The following is a 22,525-nucleotide window of genomic DNA, read 5'->3' on the forward strand; positions in this document are numbered from 1 at the left end:
CAATTGCGTCAGGAGGAGAAAGGGCGAGGCCGCGGATACAGCGCACGCAACGGCAGGACGCCTGTTTGTCGGAGCAGGATTAAACGCATTTCAATGTTGAGCATTGCGACGCAGTGCTCAGTCGACCAACGGTCGACTCTACCGCTTTGGTGTGGTCGCGCAGCCGACCAACGGTCGGCTCTACCGTGTTGGAATGGCCGTGTGGGCGACCAACGGCTGGTTCCCCCACGGGATCGCGTTTGCGATCCGCGCTATTCCAGCTGCGACAACGGCAGCGCGCGGAAATCCTTCACCGTGCGCAGCACGAAGCTGGAATTGACGTCGGCCACGCCGGCGGCGTTGAGCAGTTTGTCCAACAGGAAACTGGAGAAGTGCTCCAGGTCGCGCACGTAGATGTGCAGTAGATAATCCATGTCGCCGGTGAGGGCATGGCAGGCGACCACTTCGTCCCACTCCACCACGCTGTCGGCGAACACGCCGATGGCGTGCTGGTCGTGCTTTTCCAGCTGCACGCGGACGAACGCCTGCAGGCCCAGGCCGATGCGCCGGGGTTCCAGCCGCGCGCCGTAGCCGGCGATCACGCCCTCGTTCTCCAGGCGCTGCACGCGGCGCAGGCAGGCCGACGGGGACAGGTTCACCCGGGCGGCCAGTTCGGCGTTGGTGGCACGGCCGTGCTGCTGGATTTCAGCCAACAGGCGCAGATCCGTGCGGTCGAACTGGGGTTCTCCGGCCATTGCTGCTCCGCAACATGAGGTGGACGCAATGATATTGCGCCAGTTGGGCATATCCGCGCAACTTTGCAAACCTCTTGCGCGCCCCCTGCCCTAGCATCGTCAGATGACTTCCCAGGAGACCACCACGATGGAAACCGCCACCGCCCCGCGCCGCGTCGAACACCAGCAGACCGACAAGGGTTACGTGCCGGTGTATACCACCGCGATCGTGGAACAGCCCTGGGACACCTACACCGCCGACGACCACGCCACCTGGAGCACGCTGTACCAGCGCCAGCGTGCGCTGCTGGAAGGCCGCGCCAGCAAGGAGTTCCTGCACGCGCAGGACGAGATGGGCATGAGCGCGCACATGATTCCGCGCTTCGACCAGCTCAACGAGGTGCTGGGCGCCGCCACCGGCTGGACCCTGGTGGGGGTGGAAGGGCTGCTGCCGGAACTGGACTTCTTCGACCACCTGGCCAACCGCCGCTTCCCGGTGACCTGGTGGATCCGCCGGCCCGACCAGATCGACTACATCGCCGAACCGGACATGTTCCATGACCTGTTCGGGCATGTGCCGCTGCTGATGAACCCGGTGTTCGCCGATTACATGGCCGCTTACGGCCGCGGTGGCGTCAAGGCGCATGCGATCGGCCCCGAGGCGCTGCAGCACCTCACCCGCCTGTACTGGTACACGGTGGAGTTCGGGCTGATCAACACCGACGAAGGCCTGCGCATCTACGGCGCCGGCATTGTGTCGTCCAAGGGCGAATCGCTGTACTCGCTGGAATCGGCCGCGCCCAACCGCATCGGCTTCGACCTGGAGCGGATCATGCGTACCCGCTACCGCATCGACACATTCCAGAAAACCTACTTCGTCATCGACAGCTTCGAGCAGTTGATGGAGGCGACCGCGCCGGACTTCACCCCGATCTATGCGGCGCTGGAAGCCAAGGACCATCTGCCCGCCGGTGACGTGCAGGACGGCGACACCGTGTTCCAGAAGGGCACCGGCGAAGGCTGGGAAGACGGCGGCGACGTCTGATCGGTAGAGCCGACCGTTGGTCGGCTGCCGTTCGCGCGACAGTGCAGCGGGCGGCATGGATGTGGAGCAGCCGACCAACGGTCGGCTCTACCGGGGGATGGATTGAGCTCTGTTAAGGTCTTGGCCCTGCCCGTGCCGCTGTCCAACGCCATGCCTCTGTCTGCGTTCCGCATCCAATCCATCCACTTCGATGCCACCCACGTACACCTGCAGCTGGCCAACGGCACGCAGGTGGCTGAGTTCCTCACGCGCAACCCGCGGCTGGAGAAGGCGTCGGCGAAGCAGCGTGCACAGTGGGTGTTGACCGACGACGGCCTCGGCGCGAACTGGCCGGCGCTGTCGCCGGCGTCGGCCACCGGCATGGTCTACGTGCTGGACCTGCTGTGGGATGCGCGCTACGACCATGCCATGCAGCGGCTGCATGCTCTGGACTGGAGACTGGACGCGCTGTCAGCGCAGGACCAGCTGCTGGTGGCGTTGTGGCGGATGGAAGCGGACATCAACAACGGCGGCTTCATGCAGTTCCTGTGCAACTGGGGCGACCCCACCTGTCAGCTGGCCCTGCAGGGGCTGCGTGCCATGGGTGCGGACCAGACGCATGCGGCGCTGGCCGGCATGCGCGGGCTGCTGGATCGTTTTGAGGATGATCCGGCGGTGACCGAGTTGAGCGATCTGTACGAGGCGATGACGCCTGCGGAGCAGGACGCGCTGGAGCAGTTTGAAGAGGCGTACTACGCACGCCCCGAGGACCTGGCCAGGCTCGGCGTGCTGCATTTCGGGCCGGAACCGGATGCCGGCCCGCAGCCGTGAGTACGCCCGGTGCCGACCCCCGGTCGGTACCTACCGGGGATAGGCCAGCAGCACCACCAGGTCATCGTCGCCCACCTGCTGCAGCGCATGCAGGCTGCCGGTGCGGGTCAGCAGCGCGTCGCCAGCCGCCACGTCGTGTTGTTTGCCGTCCAGTACATAGCTGCCACGCCCGCTGACGATGTAGTAGATCTCGTCCTTGTGCTGCGGGTGCAGGCCGATGCCGGCGCCTTTGTGCAGCACGCGCTTGCGCAGCACGAACGGCAGGTCGGTGTCGTTGGCGAAGAACGGGTAGGCGGTGGTGGGGCCGGCGCCGCCATGGGGGCCGGGCTGGGTGATCGCGATGTCGCGCTCGTGCACCACGCGCGAGGGCTTGGATGCATCCGCGCCCTGCCCTGCACTTCGCACGTCGCAATCGATATCGCGTTTCAGCGCCGGTTTCAGCGTGGGCTGCAACGCAACCCAGTCGCGCATGACCAGGCATGCCACGGCGTTTGCACCGGCGGTGCTGAAGTGCGTGCCATCGGCCTTGTTCTGTTCGGGCACGAACAGGAAGTACGGCCGCGCGCCCTGCTCGCCCAACGCGCGGATCCAGCGCGTGGAGCTGTCGTTGAGATCGATCAGCGCCACATGGTCGCGCGTGGCCAGCTGCTTCATGGCCTGTGTGTACAGCGCATGGGTGTCCAGCAGTGAGCCGAAGTCGTACAGCAGGCGCGCCACCGGGGTGATCAGCACCGGCGTGGCACCCTTGTCGCGGGCCAGCTGCACGTAGCGCATGAGGTAGTGCGGATAGGCACTGACGGGCTCGGTGTAGCGCGTGGGATCTTCGAACTTGGCGTCGTTGTGGCCGAACTGGATCAGCAGCACGTCGCCGCGCTGGAGTTCGGCGGCGATGGCGTCCAGGCGTTTCTCGTCGATGAAGCTGCGCGTGCTGCGGCCGCCCTTGGCGTGGTTGCGGACCTCCCACACGGTGGGATCGAGATAGCTCTGCAAGGCCTGGCCCCAGCCGGCCTGTGGCGCGCGCTCCGGGCCGTACGCGGCGGCGGTGGAATCCCCGGCAATGAAGATGCGGTGTGGGGCGCACAGCGCGCTGGGGGCGGCGAGCAGGAACGACAGCGACAACAGCAAACGCAGCATGGTCATGCTCCTGGGTGGAGAGCTGCCGGCCAGCGGCCGGGACTACCGGGCAGATGGGGTGCCTGAGAGCTGCCGGCCAGCGGCCGGGGCTACGGGGCAGATGGGGGTGCCTGAGAGCTGCCGGCCAGCGGCCGGCACTACCGGGCAGATGGGGTGCCTGAATGACAGATGGGCGCCCAAGGGCGCCCATCGTCTGCCCGCGTGGGCGCATCGTTCGGTGGTGTCGCTTACCGAGCGAGCCAGCCGCCATCGACCGGCAGGACCGCGCCGTTGACGTAGTCCGATGCGCTGGACGCCAGGAACACGGCCGTGCCGCCCAGGTCTTCCGGGGTGCCCCAGCGAGCGGCCGGGATACGGTCGAGGATGGACTTGTTGCGGTCCTCGTCAGCACGCAGCGCCGCGGTGTTGTCGGTGGCCATGTAGCCCGGGGCGATCGCGTTGACGTTGATGCCCTTGCTGGCCCACTCGTTGGCCAGCAACCGCGTGATGCCGGCGATGCCGCTCTTGCTGGCCGTGTACGACGGCACGCGGATACCGCCCTGGAAGGACAGCATCGAGGCGATGTTGATGATCTTGCCGCGGCCCTGGGCGATGAAATGCCGGCCGGCGGCCTGCGAGATGAAGAACGCGGACTTGATGTTGACGTTCATCACGTCGTCCCAGTCCTGCTCGCTGAAGTCCACCGCGTCGGCGCGGCGGATAAGACCGGCGTTGTTGACCAGGATATCCAGTCCGCCGAGGCCTTCGATGGTTTCGCGGATGACCCGCTCGACCGGCTCGATGCTGATCAGGTTGGCTTCGATAGCCAGGCAGCGACGGCCCAGCGAAGTGATGGCGGCGATGGTCTCGGTGGGCGGCTGGATGCCGGCCACGGCGACGTCGGCACCGGCCTGCGCCAATGCCACGGCGATGCCCTGCCCCAGGCCGGTGTTGCCACCGGTGACCAGGGCGACCTTGCCTTCCAGACTGAACGGATTAGCCATTGCGTATGCGGTCCTTTTCCAATGCGGCACAGACGCCGCCCGCGCGATGCGGGCGGCGTGCGGGGGTCACTTGAGCTGGCAGATGTCCAGCACGTGCATGTCGGTGTAATCCAGGTTTTCGCCGCCCATCGCCCAGATGAAGGCGTAGTTGCTGGTGCCGGCGCCCATGTGGATCGACCACGGCGGGGACACCACCGCTTCGTTGTTCTGGATGACGATGTGGCGCTGCGCGTCGGGCTCGCCCATGAAGTGGTACACGCGGTCGTTCTGGCCCAGGTCGAAGTAGAAATAGACTTCGCTGCGGCGGTCGTGCAGGTGCGGCGGCATGGTGTTCCAGACGCTGCCCGGCTTGAGCACGGTCAGGCCCAGCAGCAGCTGCGAGGACTGGCAGGTGGCCGGCACGATGTACTGGTAGATGGTGCGCTCGTTGCTGGTTTCCAGCGCGCCGCGATCCAGCGCCACGGCGTCCTTGATCGACAGCTGCTTGGTTTCAAAGCGCGCATGCGCCGGCGTGGAGGCCAGGTAGAACTGCGCCGGGGTGGCGGCGTCATCGGAGGCGAACACCACGTCCACGCTGCCCATGGCCACGTACAGGCCGTCCTTCGGGCCGAGCTGGAACACGGTGCCGTCCACGGTGACGGTGCCGCTGCCGGCGCCGACGTTGATGATGCCCAGCTCGCGACGCTCCAGGAACGGATGGCCGGCGGCCGAGGCAGGCTCGGTCTGCTTGGGCAGCGACAGCGGGCCGTTGACCGGGGCCGCACCGCCGAGCACGAAGCGCTCGTAGTGGGTGTACTTCAGCGTCACCGCATCGGCGTTGAACAGGCCGTCGAGCAGGTACAGCTCGCGCAGGTCGTCATTGCTGGCGCCCTTGATGGCGTCGGGATGGGTGGCGTAGTGGGTCTTGCAGTACATGGCGTCTCCAGAGCAGGGGTGGGGCAGCAGGTCGGCCCCGGCGCGATTTGGTCAAAGTGTAGCGAGTTGGTAAACCGGTGTCATTTTGCAGCGCACGATAGGCCAGGGCGGGCCCGGCGTGGTGTCCATGTCAGAAAAGCCGTGCGATCGGCAACCGATTGCACGGGCGCGTGGCGACGCGTTGATCCTGAACGCGCGTCGTTGCCATCGCGGCGCGCGTCAATCCTCGGGCGGTTGGCAGGAGTCGCGCACGATCAGGTGCGGGCGCACGCTGGCGATCTGCAGCGCGGCCTGGCCGTCGGGCTGGATCAGCATGGCCGCGGCGGTGCGCCCGGTGTCGCGGGTGTGGCGGCGCACCGAGGTCAGCGACGGCCACAGGCGCGAGGCCAGCGGGCTGTCGTCGTAGCCGATGATCGACAGCTGGCGCGGAATGTTGATGCCCGCGCGCAGGGCGACCTTGTAGATGCCGGCGGCCATTTCATCGTTGCCGGTGAAGATGGCGGTGGGGCGCTGCTTGCCCAGCAGCAGCTTTTCGGCGGCGGCCACGCCCGATTCGAAGGTATAGCCGGCCTCGACGATGCGCGCCGGGGGCAGCTCGATGCCGCGCTTGGCCAGCGCATCGATGAAGCCGGCGGTACGCTCGTGCGCCGAACGGTAGGCGCTCGGGCCGGTCACCAGGGCGATGTCGCGGTGGCCCAGCGAGAGCAGGTAGTCGGCCGCTTCGGCGGCGCCGTCGCGGTCGTGGGTGACCACCATCTGCGAGGTGTCGTCCAGGGGCAGCGAGGCGATGCGGGTGAAGCGGACGCCGATCTCATCGAGCATGTCCACCAGCGCCTGGTCTTCCGACGCACGCGGTACCAGGATCACGCCGTGCAGCTTCTGCTGCTGCACGAAGCGGCGCACGCCATCGATGTAGCCGGGGCTGCGCGAGTCGCAGGGGTGCACCACCAGTTCGAAACTGGAGCCGCGCAGCGCGTCCAGCGCGCCGTACTGCATGTCCACGATGTACTGCGCGGTGGGGTTGTCGTAGACCATGCCGATCAGGAACGAGCGCCGGAAGGCCAGCCCACGCGCCAGCGGGTCGGGCGTGTAGCCCACCTCGCGCATCAGTGCTTCCACCTTGTCGCGGGTGTCTTTACGCACCAGCGGCGAGTTGTTGATGATGCGCGAGACCGTCTTCTTGGACACCCCGGACAGGCGCGCGATGTCGTTGATCGTGGCGGCCTTGCCTTTGGTCAATCCGTGCGGCGACGGATCGGTTTTGCTGCGCAATGACATGTCGTTCAAACCGGGGATGAGTCAGGGGATTCTAGCGGGCAGCTCAATCGAGGGCGCGGTAGCGGAAATTGCGGAACTCCACCTTGCCCTGGCCGGCAGCGTACAGGGCCGGCTTCAGGGCCAGGAACTTGCCCGCCACATTGTGATGGTAGCCGGAGACTTCCATCTGAACCGGGTACTTCTGCCAGGTTTTGCCGTCGGTGCTGGAGTGAATGGTGACGATGTGACGGTTGTTGGTCACCCGCAGCCACAGCGTGCCCCCGGTGGCGCTGGGGGCCAGCCGGGTGGGGCGCTCCTCGCCGTAGCGGTGCATGATGAACTTCTCGCCGTTGCTGCCAACGCCCACGTACAGGCGGTCGCTGTAGTAGAGCAGGGCACCGCCCACCGCACCCGGGGCGACGTGCATCTCGACCTCGAACTGGTAGGCCGTGTCACCGGCGATGGCGGTCAGCGGCGAGCTGTCGCGGGGCGTTTCACCCTTGCCCTGCAGCACCAGGCCCTTGCCGGTGAAGTCCAGCCGGGCGTACTCGTCCTGGGCCGGGTTGAAGAACGACCACTGCGGGCCAAGGCGCGTGCCGCGGAAATCGTCGGACAGCGCCATGCCGTGCGGGCCCACCGAGCTGCCCGAGGGCTTGGCCAGCGGCTGGCCCAGATCGCCGCCCTTGGCCACGAACCAGCCGTCGGCGGTCCATTCGATCGGCTCCAGCAGGGCCTGGCGGCCCAGTGTCCAATACCCGTTCTCGTAGCCGTGGTACATCATCCACCAGCGCCCGTCGGTGCCTTCGATCACCGTGGCGTGGCCGCGCGACCACCACGGCTCGGCGGCCGACCGGGTGCGCATGATCGGGTTGTTGGGCGCATTCACCCACGGGCCGTGGATCGAGCGCGAGCGCGCGGTGATCACCATGTGCCCGGTCGGCGGGCCGGCGGTGCCGCCCACGGCGGTGGTCATGTAGTACCAGCCATCGCGGAAATTGATCTTCGGGCCTTCCTGCGCGTAGGCCTCCACGTCCCAGCTTTCCGGGTACTTCCAGCCGTCGTACACGTGCTTGGGCGTGCCGACCACGCTCAGCCCGTCGTCGGCCAGTTGCACGTAGTCGCCGCCGCTGAGGAACAGGTAGCGCTTGCCGTCTTCGCCCACCGCGTGGCCCGGGTCGATGTAGGCCCCCAGCCCGATGTCGATCGGCTCGCTCCACGGGCCTTTGATGCTGTCGGCCCAGACCACGAAGTTGCTGCGGGTCTCGCCGGTGCGGGCCGGGAAATAGATGTAGTAGCGGCTGCCGTGCTTGACGATGTCCGGCGCCCAGATCGCCCCCACGTTCCTGGTGATGGCATGGCCCAGCGGCTGCCAGTTGACCAGGTCGCGCGAGTGCCAGATCGGCAGGCCGGGGTAGGCATCGAACGAGGACAGGGTGAGGTAGTAGTCCTGCCCATCCTTGAGCACCGAGGGATCCGGCCGGTCACCGGCGAACACCGGGTTGAGGAAGGTGCCGTTGCCCAGGTCGGCCTGGCGCTGGTTTTCGATCCCGCGCTTCCAGGCGGTGGCGGGCTCGGCGGCGTGGCCGGCGCCCGCCAGCAGCAGGCAGGCGGTGGCGAAGCTGGCCAGGGTCGTCCTCAAACGCATCGTGTGTCTCCTTGAACGTAGCGTGGGCCGGCCGCGCTCAGCGCGCCCCGGTCCCGGCGGTGCGCTGTTGCCAGCGCGGGTAGTCGGTGGTGATCAGGGCCTGCGGCCAGGTGCCGTACCAGTGGTAGCCGGTGCGGCGCTCGCGCGGAATCTCGTCGAAACGGGCCACCCGTTCGCCCTCGCGGTTGGCCAGCAGCACCGAACTGTCCTGCAGGTCGTGGAAGCGCCCCCACAGCAGCGGCGCGCCGGCGTCGGCGACCAGGCGGCGGTCGACGGTGGTGCGATGGAACTGGAACTGCGCCGGGGTCGTCTCGAACGTCTCCAACCGCCACCCGGTTACTGCGTGCGCCTGGAACCACGCCATGGCGGCGTTGATGGCGGCGACCACCGCCGGCGACGGGTCCGGGATCGCCATCAGGTAACGGACCACGCCGACACTCTCGTCGGTGACCAGTGCGGGCAGCTCGAACTTCCGGCCCTGCGCGGGCAGCAGGGTGGTGCGGTCGTACTGCCCGGCCCAGATCGTCGCCACGCCGTCCTGGCGCACCTGCAGGCGCAGCAGGCAGGCATCCCCGGCGGTCACGGCGGCGTCCACGCGGGCACGCTGATCGGAAGTGATGAAGCCGAACACCGGCTCGCGCAGCACGCGCCGCAGCGTGGTCAGCACGCCACTGGTGACGTCGTCGGCGAAGGTGATGTGGCCGTGGTACGCGGTACGGGACGGCACCGAATGCGGCCAGCCACCACAGCTGTCGATCTGCTCGGCGAGGATGAAGTCCAGCCCGTGTACGGCGGCATCGCGATAGCGCACGTCACCGCTGCGCGCGAAGGCCTCGGCGAGGTAGGCCACCTGGGTGTAGATGTTGCGGTTGTCGAAGCTGCCCCCGGGCGTAGCCTGGTCGGCCAGCGCCTGCGTACGGGCGGTGTCATCGAGGATGCGTTGCGGGTCCTGGTTGACCGCCCAGCCACCGCCGCCACGCTGCAGCACAAGCAGGTTGTCGGCGATCTGTCGGTACTGGTCCGGGCGATAGCGCGGGTAGTCCGTGCCGTGCCCGCTCTGCCAGTGGTGGATGCCGTCCTGGAAGCCGCGCAGCGCGATGTCCGGGCCCTGCGCCATCGTGGCGCAGGGCAGGGCGATCCACAGCAGGACCGCGAGCCGCCGCACGTTTACGCGCGCAGCAGGGCGGGCAGCCACAGCGACATTTCCGGGAAGAAGGTGACGATCAACAGCACGCCCAACGCGGCGAACCAGAAGGGCCAGATCGAGCGCATGCTCTCGCCCACGCTGATCTTGCCGATTGCGGTACCGATGAACAGCACCGAGCCCACCGGCGGCGTCACCAGGCCCAGACCACCGGTCAGCACCAGCACCAGGCCGAAGTGGATCGGGTCGATGCCGTAGGCCTTGGCCACCGGCAGGAAGATCGGCGTGCAGATCAGGATCATCGGTGCCAGGTCCATGAAGGTGCCCAGCAGCAACAGCATCACCACGATCATCAGCAGCACCATGAACTGGCTGTGCGCGAAGGACTGCAGGAAGTTCACCGCGGCCGCGGGCACTTCCAGGTAGGCCAGCAGCCAGCCGAACACCGCGGCGGTGGCGATCACGAACAGGATCACACCGGTGCTGCGCGCCGCATGGGTCACCGTGCCCATGAACTCGCGCCAGTTGAGCTGGCGGTACAGCACGGTGGTGACCAGCAGGGCGTAGACCACGGCGATGGCCGCGCTTTCCACCGCGGTGAAGATGCCCGCGCGGATACCGATGAAGATCAGCGCCACCAGGCCCAGGCCCGGCAGCGCCGAGACCAGCCGCAGCAGCACCGCGCGCCAGCCCGGGAAGATTTCCACGCCGTAACCGCGGCGGCGTGCCACGAGATAACCGGTGATCATCAGGACGACGGTCATCAGCAGCGCCGGCACGATACCGGCCGCGAACAGGTCGGCGATCGACAGCCCGCCGCCGGCCGCGGCCGAGAACAGGATCAGGTTGTGCGACGGCGGCACCAGCAGCGCGACCAGCGCGGCAGTGATGCTGACGTTGACCGCGAAGTCGCGGTCGTAGCCGCGCTTGACCATCTGCGGAATCATCGTGCCGCCCACCGCCGAGACATCGGCGATGGCCGAACCGGACACGCCACCGAAGAACAGCGAGGACAGGATCGACACCTGGCCCAGGCCACCGCGCATGCGCCCCACCAGCGAGGAGGCCAGCGAGATCAGGCGTTCGGAGATGCCGCCGCGCATCATGATTTCACCGGCGAAGATGAACAAGGGAATGGCGATCAGCGAGGCCGAGCCGGTGCCGGCGGAGATCTGCTGGACCAGCACCAGGGTGGGCAGGTCCAGGTACCACAGCGTGGCCAGGGCGGCGGCGGCCAGCGCATAGGCCACCGGCACGCCCAGCAGCAGCAGCACCGCGAAAACGGTAAACAGGATCGTGATACCCATGGCTCAGCGGTCTCCCTCGGCAACGGTGTCGGCGTCGACGGGCAGCACAGCCTGCACCATCTGGTTCACGGCGAAGATCGCCATCAGTGCGCCGCCAATGGACAGCGGCAGGTAGTTGATGCTCTGCGGCAGGTTGGCGCCGGCCGCCTTGATGTCCAGGCCGTCCAGCAGCAGCACCGCGGCCCACCATGCAATCACGGTGCCGAGCACGGCCACCACCAGCGCGGCGAACACGTCCACCGCGCGGCGCAGGCCCGGGCCCATGTGCGCGGCCAGCAGGAAGAAGCCGAAGTGGCGGCGGGTGTGCACGCCAGTGGCCGCGCCCAGGCTCATCGCGGTGGCCAGCAGCAGCAGCGTGACCGGCTCGGTCCAGCTGGGCGAATCGTTGATGACGTAGCGTGCGAACACCTGCCAGCCCTGCACCACCACCAGCCCGAGCAGGGCGATGACGGCAATGTGGATGGCGACGTCGGCGATGACGTTGAGCACGCGCTGCGGCGCGCTGACGATGACGGGGGGTTCGGAAGTCGGGTCGGACATCGCGTCGGGGCCTCAGGCGAAGTCGCGGATGCGACGGGTAAGCGCGGCCAGCGCCGGCTGCTGCAGGTACTGCTGCAGCAGCGGATCGGCGGCCTTGCGGAAGGCCGGCATGTCGACGGCGTTGAACGTGATGCCGAAGTCGGCCACGGCCTGGCGGGCGGTGTTTTCCGAGGCATCCCACTGCTGGCGCATCACCGTGACCGATTCACGCGCGGTCTCGATCACCAGCGCGCGGTCGGCCGGGGTGAGCGCCTCCAGGCTCTGGCGCGACATCAGCAGCACGTCCGGCGCATAGGAATGGTCACTCTGCGACCAGTAATGCGCGGCCTCGAAATGACGGCTGGAATGGAAGCTGCGCATGTTGTTTTCCGCACCGTCGATCATGTGCGTTTCCATGCCCGAGAAAGTGTCGCCCAGCGACATCGGGGTGGGGTTGGCACCCAGCAGGCGCATCAGCTGGATGAAGATGTCCGACGACGCCACGCGCAGCTTCAGGCCGTGCAGGTCCTTGGGCTCCACGATGGGGTGCTTGGTGTTGTAGAAGCAGCGCGCGCCGGAATCGTAGATGGCCAGGCCGACCAGGTCGCGGGTCTCGAAGCCCTTCAGCACTGCGTCGGCCACGCCACCGTCCAGCGCGCGGCGCATGTGCGCCACCGACTCGAACACGTAGGGCAGGCACAGCGCCTGGGTCAGCGGAAAGGCGTTGTTGAGTGCACCGGAGTAGACCCGGGTGATGTCGATGGCGCCGAAGCGGGCCATGTCGATCGCCTCGGACTCACGGCCGAGCTGGCCGGAGTGGTACTGGCGCAGCTTCAGGCGGCCGCCGGTCTTGTGTTCCAGCTGCTGGCCGATCCACTTCACCGCGGTGACGGTGGGGTAGTCGGCCACGTGGACGTCGGTGGCGGTCAGCAACTGCGCACCGGCCGGCGCGCTGCCCGTTGACCGCGAACAGGCCGCCAGCGCAGGCACGGCAAGCGCGCCCAGACCGGTGCCAAGGAAATTTCTGCGAGTGAACATCTGCGCCCTCCCAAGCGGACTGTCCAAGGCTGCGCGGTTACCCGGCAGCGATGGCCCTGCAGGTAATGTCGCCGTAACCGGCGAAACGGATCAGTGCCTGTTGGCCTACGGCAATGTCGTGGATGCCGGTGGCGTTGCCGCTGGCGATCAGGTCGCCGGCCTTCAACGGCCGACCGCGCTGCGCCGAACGGCCCAGGGCGAAGGCGTAGGCGGTACGCAGGCCACCGGGCAACAGGGTGGCACCGCCGGTACCGACCACCTCACCGTCGATGCGGGTTTCCGCACGCAGGTCGGCATCGTCCAGGAGGGTCCAGTCGGCGATCTCGGTGCCGAGCACCAGGCCGTTGTTGTTGCCGAAATCGGACACCACCACGCGCGGGCCGAGTTTGTTGATGGTGGCCAACGGGCTGCTGGCCACTTCCACGCCGATGAACAGCCGGGCGGCCAGCGCCTCGGCTTCCTCCGGCGTCCAGTGCAGCTTGTCGGCCGGGGCGTCTTCCTGCAGCTGGATCACGTACTCGGCCTCGACCGCGCCGAAGCCGCCGACGAACACCGGAATGTCCACTGTTCCACCGGTAGCATTTTGCAGATTGCGCGAGAAAATCGGGCCCAGCAGGCGGTCATCGCCCGAGGCATCGCGGCGTTCGGCGGCGATGTAGCCCACTTTCCAGCCCACTACCTGGTCGCCCCACAGCGCGATGGCCTGGTCCTGCACCTGGTAGGCGGTGACCAGGTCGGCGGGGATCGTGCCCGGGAAATCCGGCAGGGATCGGCCCTGTTGGCGGGCGCCGACGAAGTGGCGGGCGATCTCACCCAAACCGTGGTCTGGCAGGTCCTGTTTGCCGTTGTCGTTGCTCAAGCGGGTCTCCCGGAGAAATGTTGCACTGCCAATCGACAGTGGCTGGATGAGCTGTATATGGTAAACCGGTGTCATTGGCAATGTGCAGCGCATCAGAGGCGCCATCGTCAGGCACGATCCGGGGTACACCCCCACCTGGAAAGGACCGATGCGGATGCGCCGCCCCCTGTTGCTGCCGTTGTTGATGCTGCTGTTGCTTGCCAGTCCCCTTGCCTTGGCCCGCGCGGCCGAACGTTCTGTGCCGGCCACCGAACCGGCCGCAGGCGCGCCGGACCGCATCGAGCTGTGGCCGCACGGCCAGGTCCCCGGCGAGACCGGCCCGGCCAGCGTGCCCAACGTGATCGAACGCAGTACCGACCCCGCGCTGCCGGACCGCTACATCGACAACGTCGGTGCGCCTTACCTGGTGGTGTACCGGCCGGCGCGCCCCAATGGCAGCGCCCTGCTGGTGGTGCCGGGCGGCGGCTACCAGCGCATCGTGCTGGACAAGGAGGGCACCGCCCTGGTGCCGGCATTTGTCGATGAGGGCGGGGTCACCCTGTTCGTGCTGCGCTATCGGTTGCCCGCCGGCCGTAATGACCGCCAGGCGGCGCTGGCCGATGCACAGCGCGCGATGCGGGTGATCCGCGCCGGGGCCGCGCGATGGCAGTTGGATCCGGCGCGTATCGGGGTGATGGGCTTTTCTGCCGGTGGGCATGTCGCCGCGCGGCTGAGCAACGGCTTCGATACGCCGGTGTACCCGCACCGCGACGCGATTGATGCGCTCAGCGCGCGACCGGATGTCGCGTTGCTGATCTACCCGGTGATCGACATGGGCAGCCATGCCCATACCGGCTCGCGTTCGCGCCTGCTCGGGCCGCATCCGGACAGCACGCTGCAGCAGTTCTCGATGCAGGACCAGGTCCGCGCCGATACCCCGCCCACCTTCCTGGTGCATGCGCAGGACGACACCGTGGTGTCGGTGCACAACAGCCTGGTCTATTACCAGGCGCTGCTGCGGGCCGGCGTGTCCACCGAAATGCACCTGTTCCCGCAGGGCGGCCACGGCTTCGGCGTGCGCATCCCGCCCGGTTTGACCGTTGCGCAGTGGCCCGAGCTGGCCCTGCGCTGGATCCCTTCGCGCCACACGGAGCCCGCGCGCCATGAGTGAGTCCCCCGCCGACCTGCAGCGTCGACGTTTCCTGCGCGACAGCGCGCGCTATGCCCTGATGCTGGGCGCCACCAGCCTGCCCCTGCTGCCGGCCTTCGCCGGCGTGCCTGGGCCGCGCGACGACGCCGCGCCGCTGGCCCGGGTACGCAGTGGCCGGGTGCGCGGGCAACGCGAGCAGGGGGTGAATGTGTTCCGCGGCATCCCTTATGGTGCCGACACCGCGCCCCGGCGGTTCCAGCCGGCGCTGCCCGAGGTGGCCTGGCGTGGCGTGCGCGATGCGTTGGACTATGGCAACGCCGCCCCGCAGGCCGGCACGGAAGGGCCAGGCAGCGAAGACTGTCTCTACCTCAACGTGTGGACCCCGGCGCTGCGCGACGGCGGCAAGCGGCCGATCGTGTTCTACATCCATGGCGGTGCGTACAACAACGGCTCCGGCAGCGACCCGCTGTACGACGGCAGCGCGCTGTGCCGGCGCGGCGACGTGGTAGTGGTCACGGTCAACCATCGGCTCAACGTGTTCGGCTACCTGTACCTGGCGCAGCTGGGCGATGCGCGCTTCGCCGACTCGGGCAATGTCGGCCAGCTCGACCTGGTGCAGGCGCTGCACTGGGTGCGCCAGCATGCCGCCGAGTTCGGGGGCGATGCCGGCAACATCACTGTGGTGGGGCAGTCCGGTGGCGGCGCCAAGATCGCCACGCTGATGGCCATGCCGGCCGCACGTGGTCTGTTCCAGCGCGCCTGGACCATGAGTGGGCAGCAGGTCACCGCGGCCGGCCCGCGTGCGGCCACCCAGCGCGCGCAGATCGCGATGCAGGCGGTGGGCGCGGCCGATGCCGATGCGCTGCGCACGCTGCCGATGGAGGCGCTGCTGGCGGCCACACGTGCACGCGATCCTTCGCGCGTGGAGAACAGCAGCCTCTACGTCGGTCCCGTGCTGGATGGCCGTTCGCTGCCGGTGCACCCCTTCTGGCCGGACGCCCCGGCGCAGTCCGCCGGCATTCCGATGGTGATCGGCAACACCCACGATGAAACCCGCGCCTTCCTCGGCAACGACCCGGCCAATTTCGCGCTCACGTGGGAGACGCTGCCGGCCAAGCTGGAAAAAGAGCAGTACGTGGACCTGCTGCCCTCGGTGGTGATCGCCGAGTACCGCCGCCTGTATCCGCACTACACGCCTTCGGAGGTGTTCTTCGCGGCCACCACCGCCGGCCGCTCGTGGCGCGGTGCGGTGGAGGAACTGGAGGCGCGCGCACGCCAGGGCGCACCCACCTGGGCCTATCAGCTGGACTGGGGCTCACCGTTGGACGGCGGCAAGTTCGGTGCCTTCCACACCCTGGACATCCCGTTGGTGTTTGATACCACCGACCGCACCGGCTCGCGCACCGGCGACAGCGAAGCGGCCACGCGCGTGGCTGCGACCATGAGCGAGGCCTTGATCGCCTTCGCCCGCCACGGCGATCCCAACCACGCCGCGCTGCCGCGCTGGCAGACCTATTCGCTCGCCCGCCGCGAAACGATGCTGTTCGACGCCACGTCGCGGCAGGCCGACGACCCGCGTGGCGGCGAGCGTCGTCTCTATCAGCAGGCCCCCTTCATCCAGCGCGGTACGTTCTGATGCGCGCGTCGACCTGGCTGCTGGGCAGCCTGCTGTTCGGTGCACTGGGCACGGCGCACGCCGCCGCAGATCCGGCGGTGCTGGATCGTCCGCCACCGACGCCGATCCGCGCCAGCAAGATCGTGCTGGTGGGCGATTCCACCACCGCCGTGCAGGGGGGCTGGGGCCCGGCCTTCTGCGCGCGCCACGTGACCTCGTTCCTGACCTGCACCAACCTGGCCCGGGGCGGGCGCAGCACCTACAACTACCGCGCCGAAGGCTCCTGGGCGCTGGCCGAGGCGGAGATGCGCACGCCCGGTTACGCGCGCACCTGGGTGCTGGTGCAGTTCGGCCATAACGACCAGCCGGGCAAGCCGGGGCGCTCCACCGACCTACAACGCGAGTTCCCGGACAACCTGCGCCGCTACGTGCGCGAGATCCGTGCGGCGGGCGCGCAGCCGGTGCTGGTCACGCCGCTGACCCGCCGCCAGTTCACCGATGGCGTGCTGATCGACGATCTGGCGCCCTGGGCCGAGGCCGTGCGCAGCGTGGCGCGCGAGATGGAGGTGCCGCTGGTCGACCTGCATGCCCGCAGCCGTGCGGTGGTGCAGGCGCTGGGACCGGTGGCGGCCATGCCGCTGGCGCAGGCGGCGGCCACCCCGGCGCAGGTCAGCGCGGCGCTGGGCGGCACGACCGTGGGGGCAGCGCCCGTCGCGGGGGCACCGGCCGCACAGGACAACGCCGTCGCCGAGCCGATGGGCCAGGCCAAGGTCGCGTTCGACTACACCCACCTGGGCCCGGACGGCGCGGCGCTGTTTGCCACGCTGGTGACCGAGGAACTGGCCCGGCAGGTGCCGTCCTTGCGGCCGCTGCTGATCCCGTGATCGATAGGCATATCCCACGATTTCCTTCGAATGGATCAGTATTTCGGTGATCGTGGGGCGATTGGATGTGATTCAGATCAAACACGACATTCACCGCGATGGCCTAGACTCAGGGCATGCAAGACCAACGCAATCTCTTCCCGCCCTTCCATGGCCGTGATCGACTGATCGCGGCCATCGACCACGCGGTGCAGCACGAGAGCCCGCAGCAGATCGCCGCCACCCTGCGCAGCGCGTTGCGCGAGGCCATCGCCGACAGCCGCATCCAGCTGCCGGCCTGCGTGCACCATCCCATCGAAGACCACTACGCCCGCCGCGAGCTGTACCGCAGCGCCGCGCACGGCTACAGCATCGTGGCGATGAGCTGGGGGCCGGGGCAGGGCACGCCGCTGCACGACCACAGCGGGCTGTGGTGCGTGGAAGGGGTGTGGCTGGGCCAGCTGGAAATCACCCAGTACCGGCTGCTCGAACGCGACGGCGAGCGCTTCCGCTTCCGTGCCGAACCGGCGGTGCTGGGCGACTGCGGCAGTGCCGGCAGCCTGATCCCGCCGCACGAATACCACACCATCCGCAACACCAGCGACGACAGCCTGGCCATCTCGGTGCATGTGTACGAGGGCGAGATGACCCGCAGCGCGATCTTCGAACCCGACGCAGGCGACTGGTACCAGCGCCGCGTGCAGGTGATGGAAACCGACGCGGCCTAGTGCCGCGCTCGACCCGCGGCCTGTGCCGCGCGCATCATCCGGTTCCGCCTTTCGAAGTTCCGCCATGCGTACGTTTCCGTTCCAGCAGGTCAATGTCTTCAGCCAGGATCCCCTGCGGGGCAATCCGCTGGCCGTGGTGCTGGAGGCCGACGGCGTGGAAGACGCCCGCATGGCGGCCTTTGCGCGCTGGACCAACCTGAGCGAAACCACGTTCCTGCTGCCGCCCACCGATCCGCAGGCGGACTACCGCGTGCGCATCTTCACCACGCTGGAAGAGCTGCCGTTTGCCGGGCATCCCACCCTGGGCAGCTGCCATGCCTGGCTGGCCCACGGCGGCGTGCCCAAGGGCGAGGAGATCGTGCAGGAGTGCGGGATCGGACTGGTGCGGATCCGCCGCAGCGACGCCGGCCTGGCCTTCCTGGCGCCGCCGCTGCTGCGGGGCGAAGCGTTGACGCCGGACCTGCGTGAGCGCGTCCGACGCGGCCTGGGCGTGGCGGCGGAGGACGTGGTGGACGCCCGCTGGGCCGACAACGGCACCGGCTGGCTGGCACTGCGCCTGCGCGATCGTGCCGCGGTGCTGGCGGTCCAGCCGGACTATGCGCAGCTGATGGGCCTGAAGGTGGGTGTGTTCGGGCCGTGGCTCGCCAGCGATGGCAGCGAGGCCCAGTACGAGAGCCGCGCCTTCATTGCCGGCGACGGCGCACCGGAAGACCCGGCCACCGGCAGCCTCAATGCCGGCATCGCGCGCTGGCTGCTGGGCACCGGCGAAGCGCCGGAACGCTATGTGATCAGCCAGGGCACGGCGATCGGGCGTGCCGGTCGGCTGCGGGTAGAGCGGCTAGGCGATGCGCTGTGGATCGGCGGCGACTGCGTGACCTGCATCGAGGGCCAGGTCACGCTGTGATCGGCGGCCGAAGCCGCCATGCGTGGCAGGGCGCTACCGGTCGAGCGTCACCATGTTGTTGCGCTGGGTCACTTCCGCCGCGCCATCGGCCTGCATCACGCGCACGCGCAGGCCACGGCGATCCCCGGCCGGCAACGGCAGGCGCACGGTCGTGGTCTTCGGCAGCAGGTCGCTCGGTGCGGGCAGGCTCGGCATCTCAACCCGCGCCAGCTCACGGCCCTTGGCATCCTCCAGCACCGCCACGCCCGCGCCGGTGCCCACGTGGCCCAGGCTGTGCACGGTCACGTGCAGCTGCTGCCCGTCCATGCGCACATCGCCCCGCCCGATGCCGAGGTCGGCACGCTGTTCGACCGGCGTGCCGGCCTGCACCAGCTCGAACTCGAACACCTGGCTCTGGCCCGGCACGAACCGCAACGTGGTCGATGCACTGCGCTCCAAGGTGAGATCGCGCGTGGTGGCCTTGCCGTCGATGGTGTCATCGCCGTTACGGTCCACGCCGCTGGTCATCCGCCATTGCCCGGCCGTGACGTTCCAGGTGCTCATCTCCGCATCCACCGCGCGCGTGCCCAGGTTGTAGGCGATCACCTTGAAGCGGTCCGGCGAGGGCGCGTGCACCAGCAGCGCCACCTGTTCGGCCGCGTTCGGCTGGGCGAAGCGCCAGCTCACGGTGTGGCCCGGCCAGCTCTGGTTGCGCTTGAGCGCGATGCCGCCCAGCCGCGCACGCTGCAGGAATTCGCTCGGCGCCTCGACACGGTCGGACCACCAGTGGCCTTCGGTATTCATGTACTCGCGCTGTGCCTTGGCCTGGATGCCGTCGGCGTGCAGCGCCGCCAGGTATTTCTTGTCGCCGGTGGCCTGCCACGCCATCAGGCTGGAGAAGCCGGTGTTGCCCGCGTCGGCGTCGCTGATGAACCGCGGGTTCCATTCGGCCGCGCGCCCCAACGCTTCCACGTAGTTCTCGCCCAGGTTGGACAGCGCCCCCGGGCCGCCCCGCTCGACGCGGTAGTCCAGCGCCTTGAGGTACTTGTCGTCGCCAGTCCAGCGCCATGCCGCCCAGAAGGTGTGCATGATGTCGCCGCTGCCCGAGCCGTTGTTGAGCTCGCCGCCACGGGTCTTGCCGGTGGCCCAGTGGATCTCGTTCGGCAGTGCCCAGCGGCCCTTGTCGTCGGTGTAGGCGTGGGCCAGGTAGCCATCGGCCAGACCGGTGACCAGCTTGCGACCGGTCGGGTCGGCGTTGTACTGGCCCATCAGGAAGGCCGGGTGCAGCACCGGGAAGGAATACGGCTTCTGCCACTGCCAGTTCGGTTCGCGGTAGACCTTGTTGCCGCCGAACCAGTTGCTGGAGAACAGCAGGTGCCCCTGCGGGTTGGGCAGGATGATGCGTTCGTCGAAGGCCTTCACCGTTTCCATCAGGCGCTCGACGGTGAGCGGATCGCCCCAGTTGAGGTAGAGCATCGCGCTGTTGGTGTTGATGCCTTCCTCGTAGGCATGCAGCTCGTCGGTCTCGATGGTGCTCAGGCCGTTGCTGAACATGCCATTGCGGTACACCGCATCGGACAGCGCGGTCAGTGAGGCGTTGAGCTTGTCCGGCTGCACGCCCATCAGCGCAAGGCCGGGCCACTGCTGGGTCAGGTCGGAGTCGTCGGAGATGCCGCCGCCGAAGTCGCCGTAGGCAATCTGGCGGTTGTCGATCCACCAGTCGATGAAGCGGCGCACGTACTTGAGGTCTTCGGTCTGCGCGAACGCCCACTGCGGCACGCCCTTGGGCGCCTGCGGCTGGGCGAACGGCGGTTTGCCCTGGCTGTTGTAGCTGATGTAGTTCCAGTACAGGCGGCCGTTGACGTGGTCCGGATCAACCCGCAGCAGGTCGCTGAGGTCGGCGTAGACGCGCGCGTACAGGCGCTGCCGCTTGGACGTGGTGTGTTCTTCGACCAGGAAGCCCCAATTGTCGCGTGCCTGGTTGAAGCGGTCGGCGATGTGCTCCTTCTTCGCCTCCTCGCGGTCCTTGTAGACCATGCGGATCTCCGCCCCGTCCAGCGAGGTGGCGTTGAAGCCCGGTGCGGCCGAGGCGATGGAGATCCACAGGCTGTCCGCGGTGAGGATGCGGTCGCGCAGATCCAGCCACAGCGTGCGCTTCTGCCCCGGTTTGACCGACACCGACACGTCGATCATGTCGCGCGCCGGCCAGATCGGGTCCTTGATGCGGATGTTGAGTGGGATCAACCCGTCGTGGGTGGCGGGCAGGTCCAGCGCGGGCAGGTCGATGGCCACGCCGTCCAGGCCATCGTGCATGTTCTCCCAGCTGTGTGCCCAGCTGCGGATCAGCGGCTGTGCCGCCGGGGCATCGCTGACGCCGGAGGGAATCAGCACGTGCACGATCGGCAGCGGCTGCGCGGGCAGCGTATCGGCCGTGCGCCGGCGTGCGCCGGCCCCCTTGGGCAGCGCCATCACCGTGCTGCGTTCGGCCGCCGGGTAGCGGCCGTCGATGTACTCCCGAAGTGCCGCGATGTTGGTGTAATCCGGCAGCGCCTGGCTGTCGACCAGGTAGCGCTGCTTGACCGTGCCCTCCGGCTCGGCGGCATCGCTCACCTGGTAGGCCCAGATTTCCTGGATCGGGGTTTCCTGTTCGGTATTGCGGAAGTGCAGGACGCCGCCGGTCTGGGCGGCAATGGCATCCACGCTGCGCACCACGCCCTGCGGGCGCTGGAACAGGGTCTGCGGCGGCTGGCCATCGGCGCTGTGGCTGAGCCCGCCGAACGCGGCGCCACGCACTTCGATGCGGTTGACGGTTTCACCGGCCGGCAGGGTCAGGTCCAACTGCTGGCCGCCCTCGACGTAGGTGTTCCAGTCGGGCAGCTGGAAGTAGTCGTTGCGGCCCGGCAGGCGCGAGCGGTTGTACACGCCCGGCCAGGTGGTTTCGGCGATGCCGTCGGTGGCCTTCCACATCCACTGCTTGTGGTCTTTGGTATCGGCGAACTCGACCTTGCGGATCGTCGTGGTCGTGGTGGTCAGTGCCGGCGGCGGGGTCGCGTCCCAGCCATGGCGGTGGCGCCAGGCGCGCATCGGGTCCGGCACGGCCACGGCGGTGGCGGGTGTGGCATTGCGCGCCAGGGCGGCCATACCGGCCGGATCCAGCAGGCGGTCGTAGACGCGGATCTCGTCGAAGTCGCTGCCGCGCAGGAAGTTGTAGCGGCTCTGCACCTGGTAGGGCGCCATCACGCGCGCGGCCAGGCCGAGCTGATCGAGTGCGGCGTCGTAGTCGGCGGTGGTCTCCTGGCGGGCGACCTCCTTGCCGTCCACGTACAGGCGCACGCCGTGGTTTTCATCCCAGCCGAAGGCGATGTGCTGCCACTGCTGCGGCGAGGGGTTCTGGTCGAGCTTGAATGACACGCGCGTGCGCGCCAGGTTGGCATCGGTGACGAACGCATCGAAGCCGTGGCCGTTCCAGTCGATCCGCAGCCAGGCCATGTCCCAGCTGCTGTGGTCGGCATAGCCGACCCGGAAGATCACGAACGGGGCTTCGCCCACCGCGTAGCGGGAGCGCCAGAAGAAGCCCAACGTGCCGCGCTGGGCCTGGATGTTGCCCGGCGCATTCCACGACAACACGCCATCATCCGCCCATTCGATCGCGCTGCCGTGCGCCCCGTTCGGCACCCGCTTCACCTTGTCCACGAAGTTCGGTACCGGATCGCCCGCGGCGGTGTCGGCCTGCAGGCCCTGGTCGGCCGAGACGTGGAACAGCAGCTGCGGGGCGGTCTGCGCCCAGGCGGTGCCACTGCCCGCAAGCAGCAGGGCCAGCAGGCTGGCCGACAGGCGGGAGGGACGGATCAAGGGGGCGACAGGGCGATGCATGGGACCTTCCTTTCGACAGCAGAAACAGTACAGCGGAACCACCAGCGGGCGTCAGCGGCTCACGG

Annotated in this window: 19 protein-coding genes; 7 read left to right on the forward strand and 12 right to left on the reverse strand. The window is 68.3% G+C overall.

The genetic code is table 11. The features are described 5' to 3' along the window. Positions 1-251: 251 nt before the first annotated feature. Positions 252-734, reverse strand: a complete 483-nt coding sequence (locus DX03_RS19695; RefSeq protein ID WP_038691453.1) for an Lrp/AsnC family transcriptional regulator — start codon at positions 732-734, stop codon at positions 252-254. A 127-nt stretch (positions 735-861) separates the two neighbouring features. On the opposite strand from DX03_RS19695, the gene phhA reads away from it, so the two are divergent. Together phhA and DX03_RS20835 are read left to right on the forward strand one after the other, a co-directional pair. Continuing rightward, a complete protein-coding gene (phhA, locus tag DX03_RS19700) occupies positions 862-1,758 on the forward strand; it encodes a phenylalanine 4-monooxygenase (protein WP_038692706.1) in 897 nt (298 codons plus the stop codon). A gap of 150 nt (positions 1,759-1,908) precedes the next feature. Next, positions 1,909-2,568 (forward strand): DMP19 family protein, encoded by a 660-nt coding sequence (locus tag DX03_RS20835; protein WP_038692708.1) that lies wholly within the window; start codon positions 1,909-1,911, stop codon positions 2,566-2,568. A gap of 30 nt (positions 2,569-2,598) precedes the next feature. On the opposite strand, the gene DX03_RS19710 is transcribed toward DX03_RS20835, so the two are convergent. From DX03_RS19710 to DX03_RS19755, 10 genes are all read right to left on the reverse strand, one after another. Next, positions 2,599-3,702 carry a GDSL-type esterase/lipase family protein gene (locus tag DX03_RS19710; protein WP_038692710.1) on the reverse strand — a complete coding sequence of 368 codons (1,104 nt, stop codon included), beginning with the start codon at positions 3,700-3,702 and terminating at the stop codon, positions 2,599-2,601. Between the two features lie 227 nt (positions 3,703-3,929). Beyond that, positions 3,930-4,685: a 2-dehydro-3-deoxy-D-gluconate 5-dehydrogenase KduD gene (gene kduD / locus DX03_RS19715; RefSeq protein WP_038691455.1), complete on the reverse strand. Its 756-nt coding sequence runs from the start codon at positions 4,683-4,685 to the stop codon at positions 3,930-3,932. A gap of 66 nt (positions 4,686-4,751) precedes the next feature. Continuing rightward, positions 4,752-5,600, reverse strand: coding sequence for a 5-dehydro-4-deoxy-D-glucuronate isomerase (kduI, locus tag DX03_RS19720; RefSeq protein ID WP_038691456.1), 849 nt, complete (start codon positions 5,598-5,600; stop codon positions 4,752-4,754). 219 nt (positions 5,601-5,819) lie between these two features. Further along, positions 5,820-6,878, reverse strand: a complete 1,059-nt coding sequence (locus tag DX03_RS19725) for a LacI family DNA-binding transcriptional regulator (RefSeq protein ID WP_051599021.1) — start codon at positions 6,876-6,878, stop codon at positions 5,820-5,822. A gap of 43 nt (positions 6,879-6,921) precedes the next feature. Next, complete coding sequence (locus DX03_RS19730; protein ID WP_038691458.1) at positions 6,922-8,502, reverse strand: family 43 glycosylhydrolase; 1,581 nt, start codon at positions 8,500-8,502, stop codon at positions 6,922-6,924. 37 nt (positions 8,503-8,539) lie between these two features. Then, positions 8,540-9,697, reverse strand: coding sequence for a pectate lyase (gene pelA / locus DX03_RS19735; RefSeq protein WP_038691460.1), 1,158 nt, complete (start codon positions 9,695-9,697; stop codon positions 8,540-8,542). Then, complete coding sequence (locus DX03_RS19740) at positions 9,670-10,953, reverse strand: TRAP transporter large permease (RefSeq protein ID WP_038691462.1); 1,284 nt, start codon at positions 10,951-10,953, stop codon at positions 9,670-9,672. The genes pelA and DX03_RS19740 overlap by 28 nt, the downstream gene beginning before the upstream one ends. Positions 10,954-10,956: 3 nt before the next feature. After that, positions 10,957-11,493, reverse strand: a complete 537-nt coding sequence (locus DX03_RS19745) for a TRAP transporter small permease (protein WP_038691464.1) — start codon at positions 11,491-11,493, stop codon at positions 10,957-10,959. Between the two features lie 12 nt (positions 11,494-11,505). Next, complete coding sequence (locus tag DX03_RS19750) at positions 11,506-12,510, reverse strand: TRAP transporter substrate-binding protein (protein ID WP_038691466.1); 1,005 nt, start codon at positions 12,508-12,510, stop codon at positions 11,506-11,508. A gap of 37 nt (positions 12,511-12,547) precedes the next feature. Continuing rightward, the gene (locus DX03_RS19755; protein WP_081797292.1) at positions 12,548-13,369 is read right to left on the reverse strand and encodes a 2-keto-4-pentenoate hydratase; all 822 of its coding nucleotides are present in this window, start codon (positions 13,367-13,369) and stop codon (positions 12,548-12,550) included. A 154-nt stretch (positions 13,370-13,523) separates the two neighbouring features. Between DX03_RS19755 and DX03_RS19760 the strand changes: the two genes are divergently transcribed. From DX03_RS19760 to DX03_RS19780, 5 genes are all read left to right on the forward strand, one after another. Next, positions 13,524-14,519 (forward strand): alpha/beta hydrolase, encoded by a 996-nt coding sequence (locus DX03_RS19760; RefSeq protein ID WP_081797293.1) that lies wholly within the window; start codon positions 13,524-13,526, stop codon positions 14,517-14,519. Then, positions 14,512-16,134: a carboxylesterase/lipase family protein gene (locus tag DX03_RS19765; protein ID WP_038691468.1), complete on the forward strand. Its 1,623-nt coding sequence runs from the start codon at positions 14,512-14,514 to the stop codon at positions 16,132-16,134. The genes DX03_RS19760 and DX03_RS19765 overlap by 8 nt, the downstream gene beginning before the upstream one ends. Next, entirely contained in the window at positions 16,134-16,997 is an 864-nt protein-coding gene (locus DX03_RS19770) for a rhamnogalacturonan acetylesterase (RefSeq protein ID WP_038691470.1), read from the forward strand. Before DX03_RS19765 ends, DX03_RS19770 begins: the two co-directional genes overlap by 1 nt. A gap of 116 nt (positions 16,998-17,113) precedes the next feature. Then, positions 17,114-17,704, forward strand: a complete 591-nt coding sequence (locus tag DX03_RS19775; protein ID WP_051598945.1) for a cysteine dioxygenase family protein — start codon at positions 17,114-17,116, stop codon at positions 17,702-17,704. Positions 17,705-17,768: 64 nt separating this feature from the next. Beyond that, positions 17,769-18,608 (forward strand): PhzF family phenazine biosynthesis protein, encoded by an 840-nt coding sequence (locus tag DX03_RS19780; protein WP_038691472.1) that lies wholly within the window; start codon positions 17,769-17,771, stop codon positions 18,606-18,608. Between the two features lie 33 nt (positions 18,609-18,641). On the opposite strand, the gene DX03_RS19785 is transcribed toward DX03_RS19780, so the two are convergent. Beyond that, positions 18,642-22,460 carry a LamG-like jellyroll fold domain-containing protein gene (locus DX03_RS19785; protein ID WP_038691474.1) on the reverse strand — a complete coding sequence of 1,273 codons (3,819 nt, stop codon included), beginning with the start codon at positions 22,458-22,460 and terminating at the stop codon, positions 18,642-18,644. Positions 22,461-22,525 lie beyond the last annotated feature (65 nt).

The sequence above is a fragment of the Stenotrophomonas rhizophila genome (assembly GCF_000661955.1).
Lineage (GTDB): Bacteria > Pseudomonadota > Gammaproteobacteria > Xanthomonadales > Xanthomonadaceae > Stenotrophomonas > Stenotrophomonas rhizophila.

Excerpts from the sequence above, each read along its gene's own strand:
- DX03_RS19695 (WP_038691453.1), bottom strand. The coding sequence starts at position 734 with ATGGCCGGAGAACCCCAGTTCGACCGCACGGATCTGCGCCTGTTGGCT.
- phhA (WP_038692706.1), top strand. The coding sequence starts at position 862 with ATGGAAACCGCCACCGCCCCGCGCCGCGTCGAACACCAGCAGACCGAC.
- DX03_RS20835 (WP_038692708.1), top strand. The coding sequence starts at position 1,909 with ATGCCTCTGTCTGCGTTCCGCATCCAATCCATCCACTTCGATGCCACC.
- DX03_RS19710 (WP_038692710.1), bottom strand. The coding sequence starts at position 3,702 with ATGCTGCGTTTGCTGTTGTCGCTGTCGTTCCTGCTCGCCGCCCCCAGC.
- kduD (WP_038691455.1), bottom strand. The coding sequence starts at position 4,685 with ATGGCTAATCCGTTCAGTCTGGAAGGCAAGGTCGCCCTGGTCACCGGT.
- kduI (WP_038691456.1), bottom strand. The coding sequence starts at position 5,600 with ATGTACTGCAAGACCCACTACGCCACCCATCCCGACGCCATCAAGGGC.
- DX03_RS19725 (WP_051599021.1), bottom strand. The coding sequence starts at position 6,878 with ATGTCATTGCGCAGCAAAACCGATCCGTCGCCGCACGGATTGACCAAA.
- DX03_RS19730 (WP_038691458.1), bottom strand. The coding sequence starts at position 8,502 with ATGCGTTTGAGGACGACCCTGGCCAGCTTCGCCACCGCCTGCCTGCTG.
- DX03_RS19740 (WP_038691462.1), bottom strand. The coding sequence starts at position 10,953 with ATGGGTATCACGATCCTGTTTACCGTTTTCGCGGTGCTGCTGCTGCTG.
- DX03_RS19745 (WP_038691464.1), bottom strand. The coding sequence starts at position 11,493 with ATGTCCGACCCGACTTCCGAACCCCCCGTCATCGTCAGCGCGCCGCAG.
- DX03_RS19750 (WP_038691466.1), bottom strand. The coding sequence starts at position 12,510 with ATGTTCACTCGCAGAAATTTCCTTGGCACCGGTCTGGGCGCGCTTGCC.
- DX03_RS19760 (WP_081797293.1), top strand. The coding sequence starts at position 13,524 with ATGCGCCGCCCCCTGTTGCTGCCGTTGTTGATGCTGCTGTTGCTTGCC.
- DX03_RS19765 (WP_038691468.1), top strand. The coding sequence starts at position 14,512 with ATGAGTGAGTCCCCCGCCGACCTGCAGCGTCGACGTTTCCTGCGCGAC.
- DX03_RS19770 (WP_038691470.1), top strand. The coding sequence starts at position 16,134 with ATGCGCGCGTCGACCTGGCTGCTGGGCAGCCTGCTGTTCGGTGCACTG.
- DX03_RS19775 (WP_051598945.1), top strand. The coding sequence starts at position 17,114 with ATGCAAGACCAACGCAATCTCTTCCCGCCCTTCCATGGCCGTGATCGA.
- DX03_RS19780 (WP_038691472.1), top strand. The coding sequence starts at position 17,769 with ATGCGTACGTTTCCGTTCCAGCAGGTCAATGTCTTCAGCCAGGATCCC.
- DX03_RS19785 (WP_038691474.1), bottom strand. The coding sequence starts at position 22,460 with ATGCATCGCCCTGTCGCCCCCTTGATCCGTCCCTCCCGCCTGTCGGCC.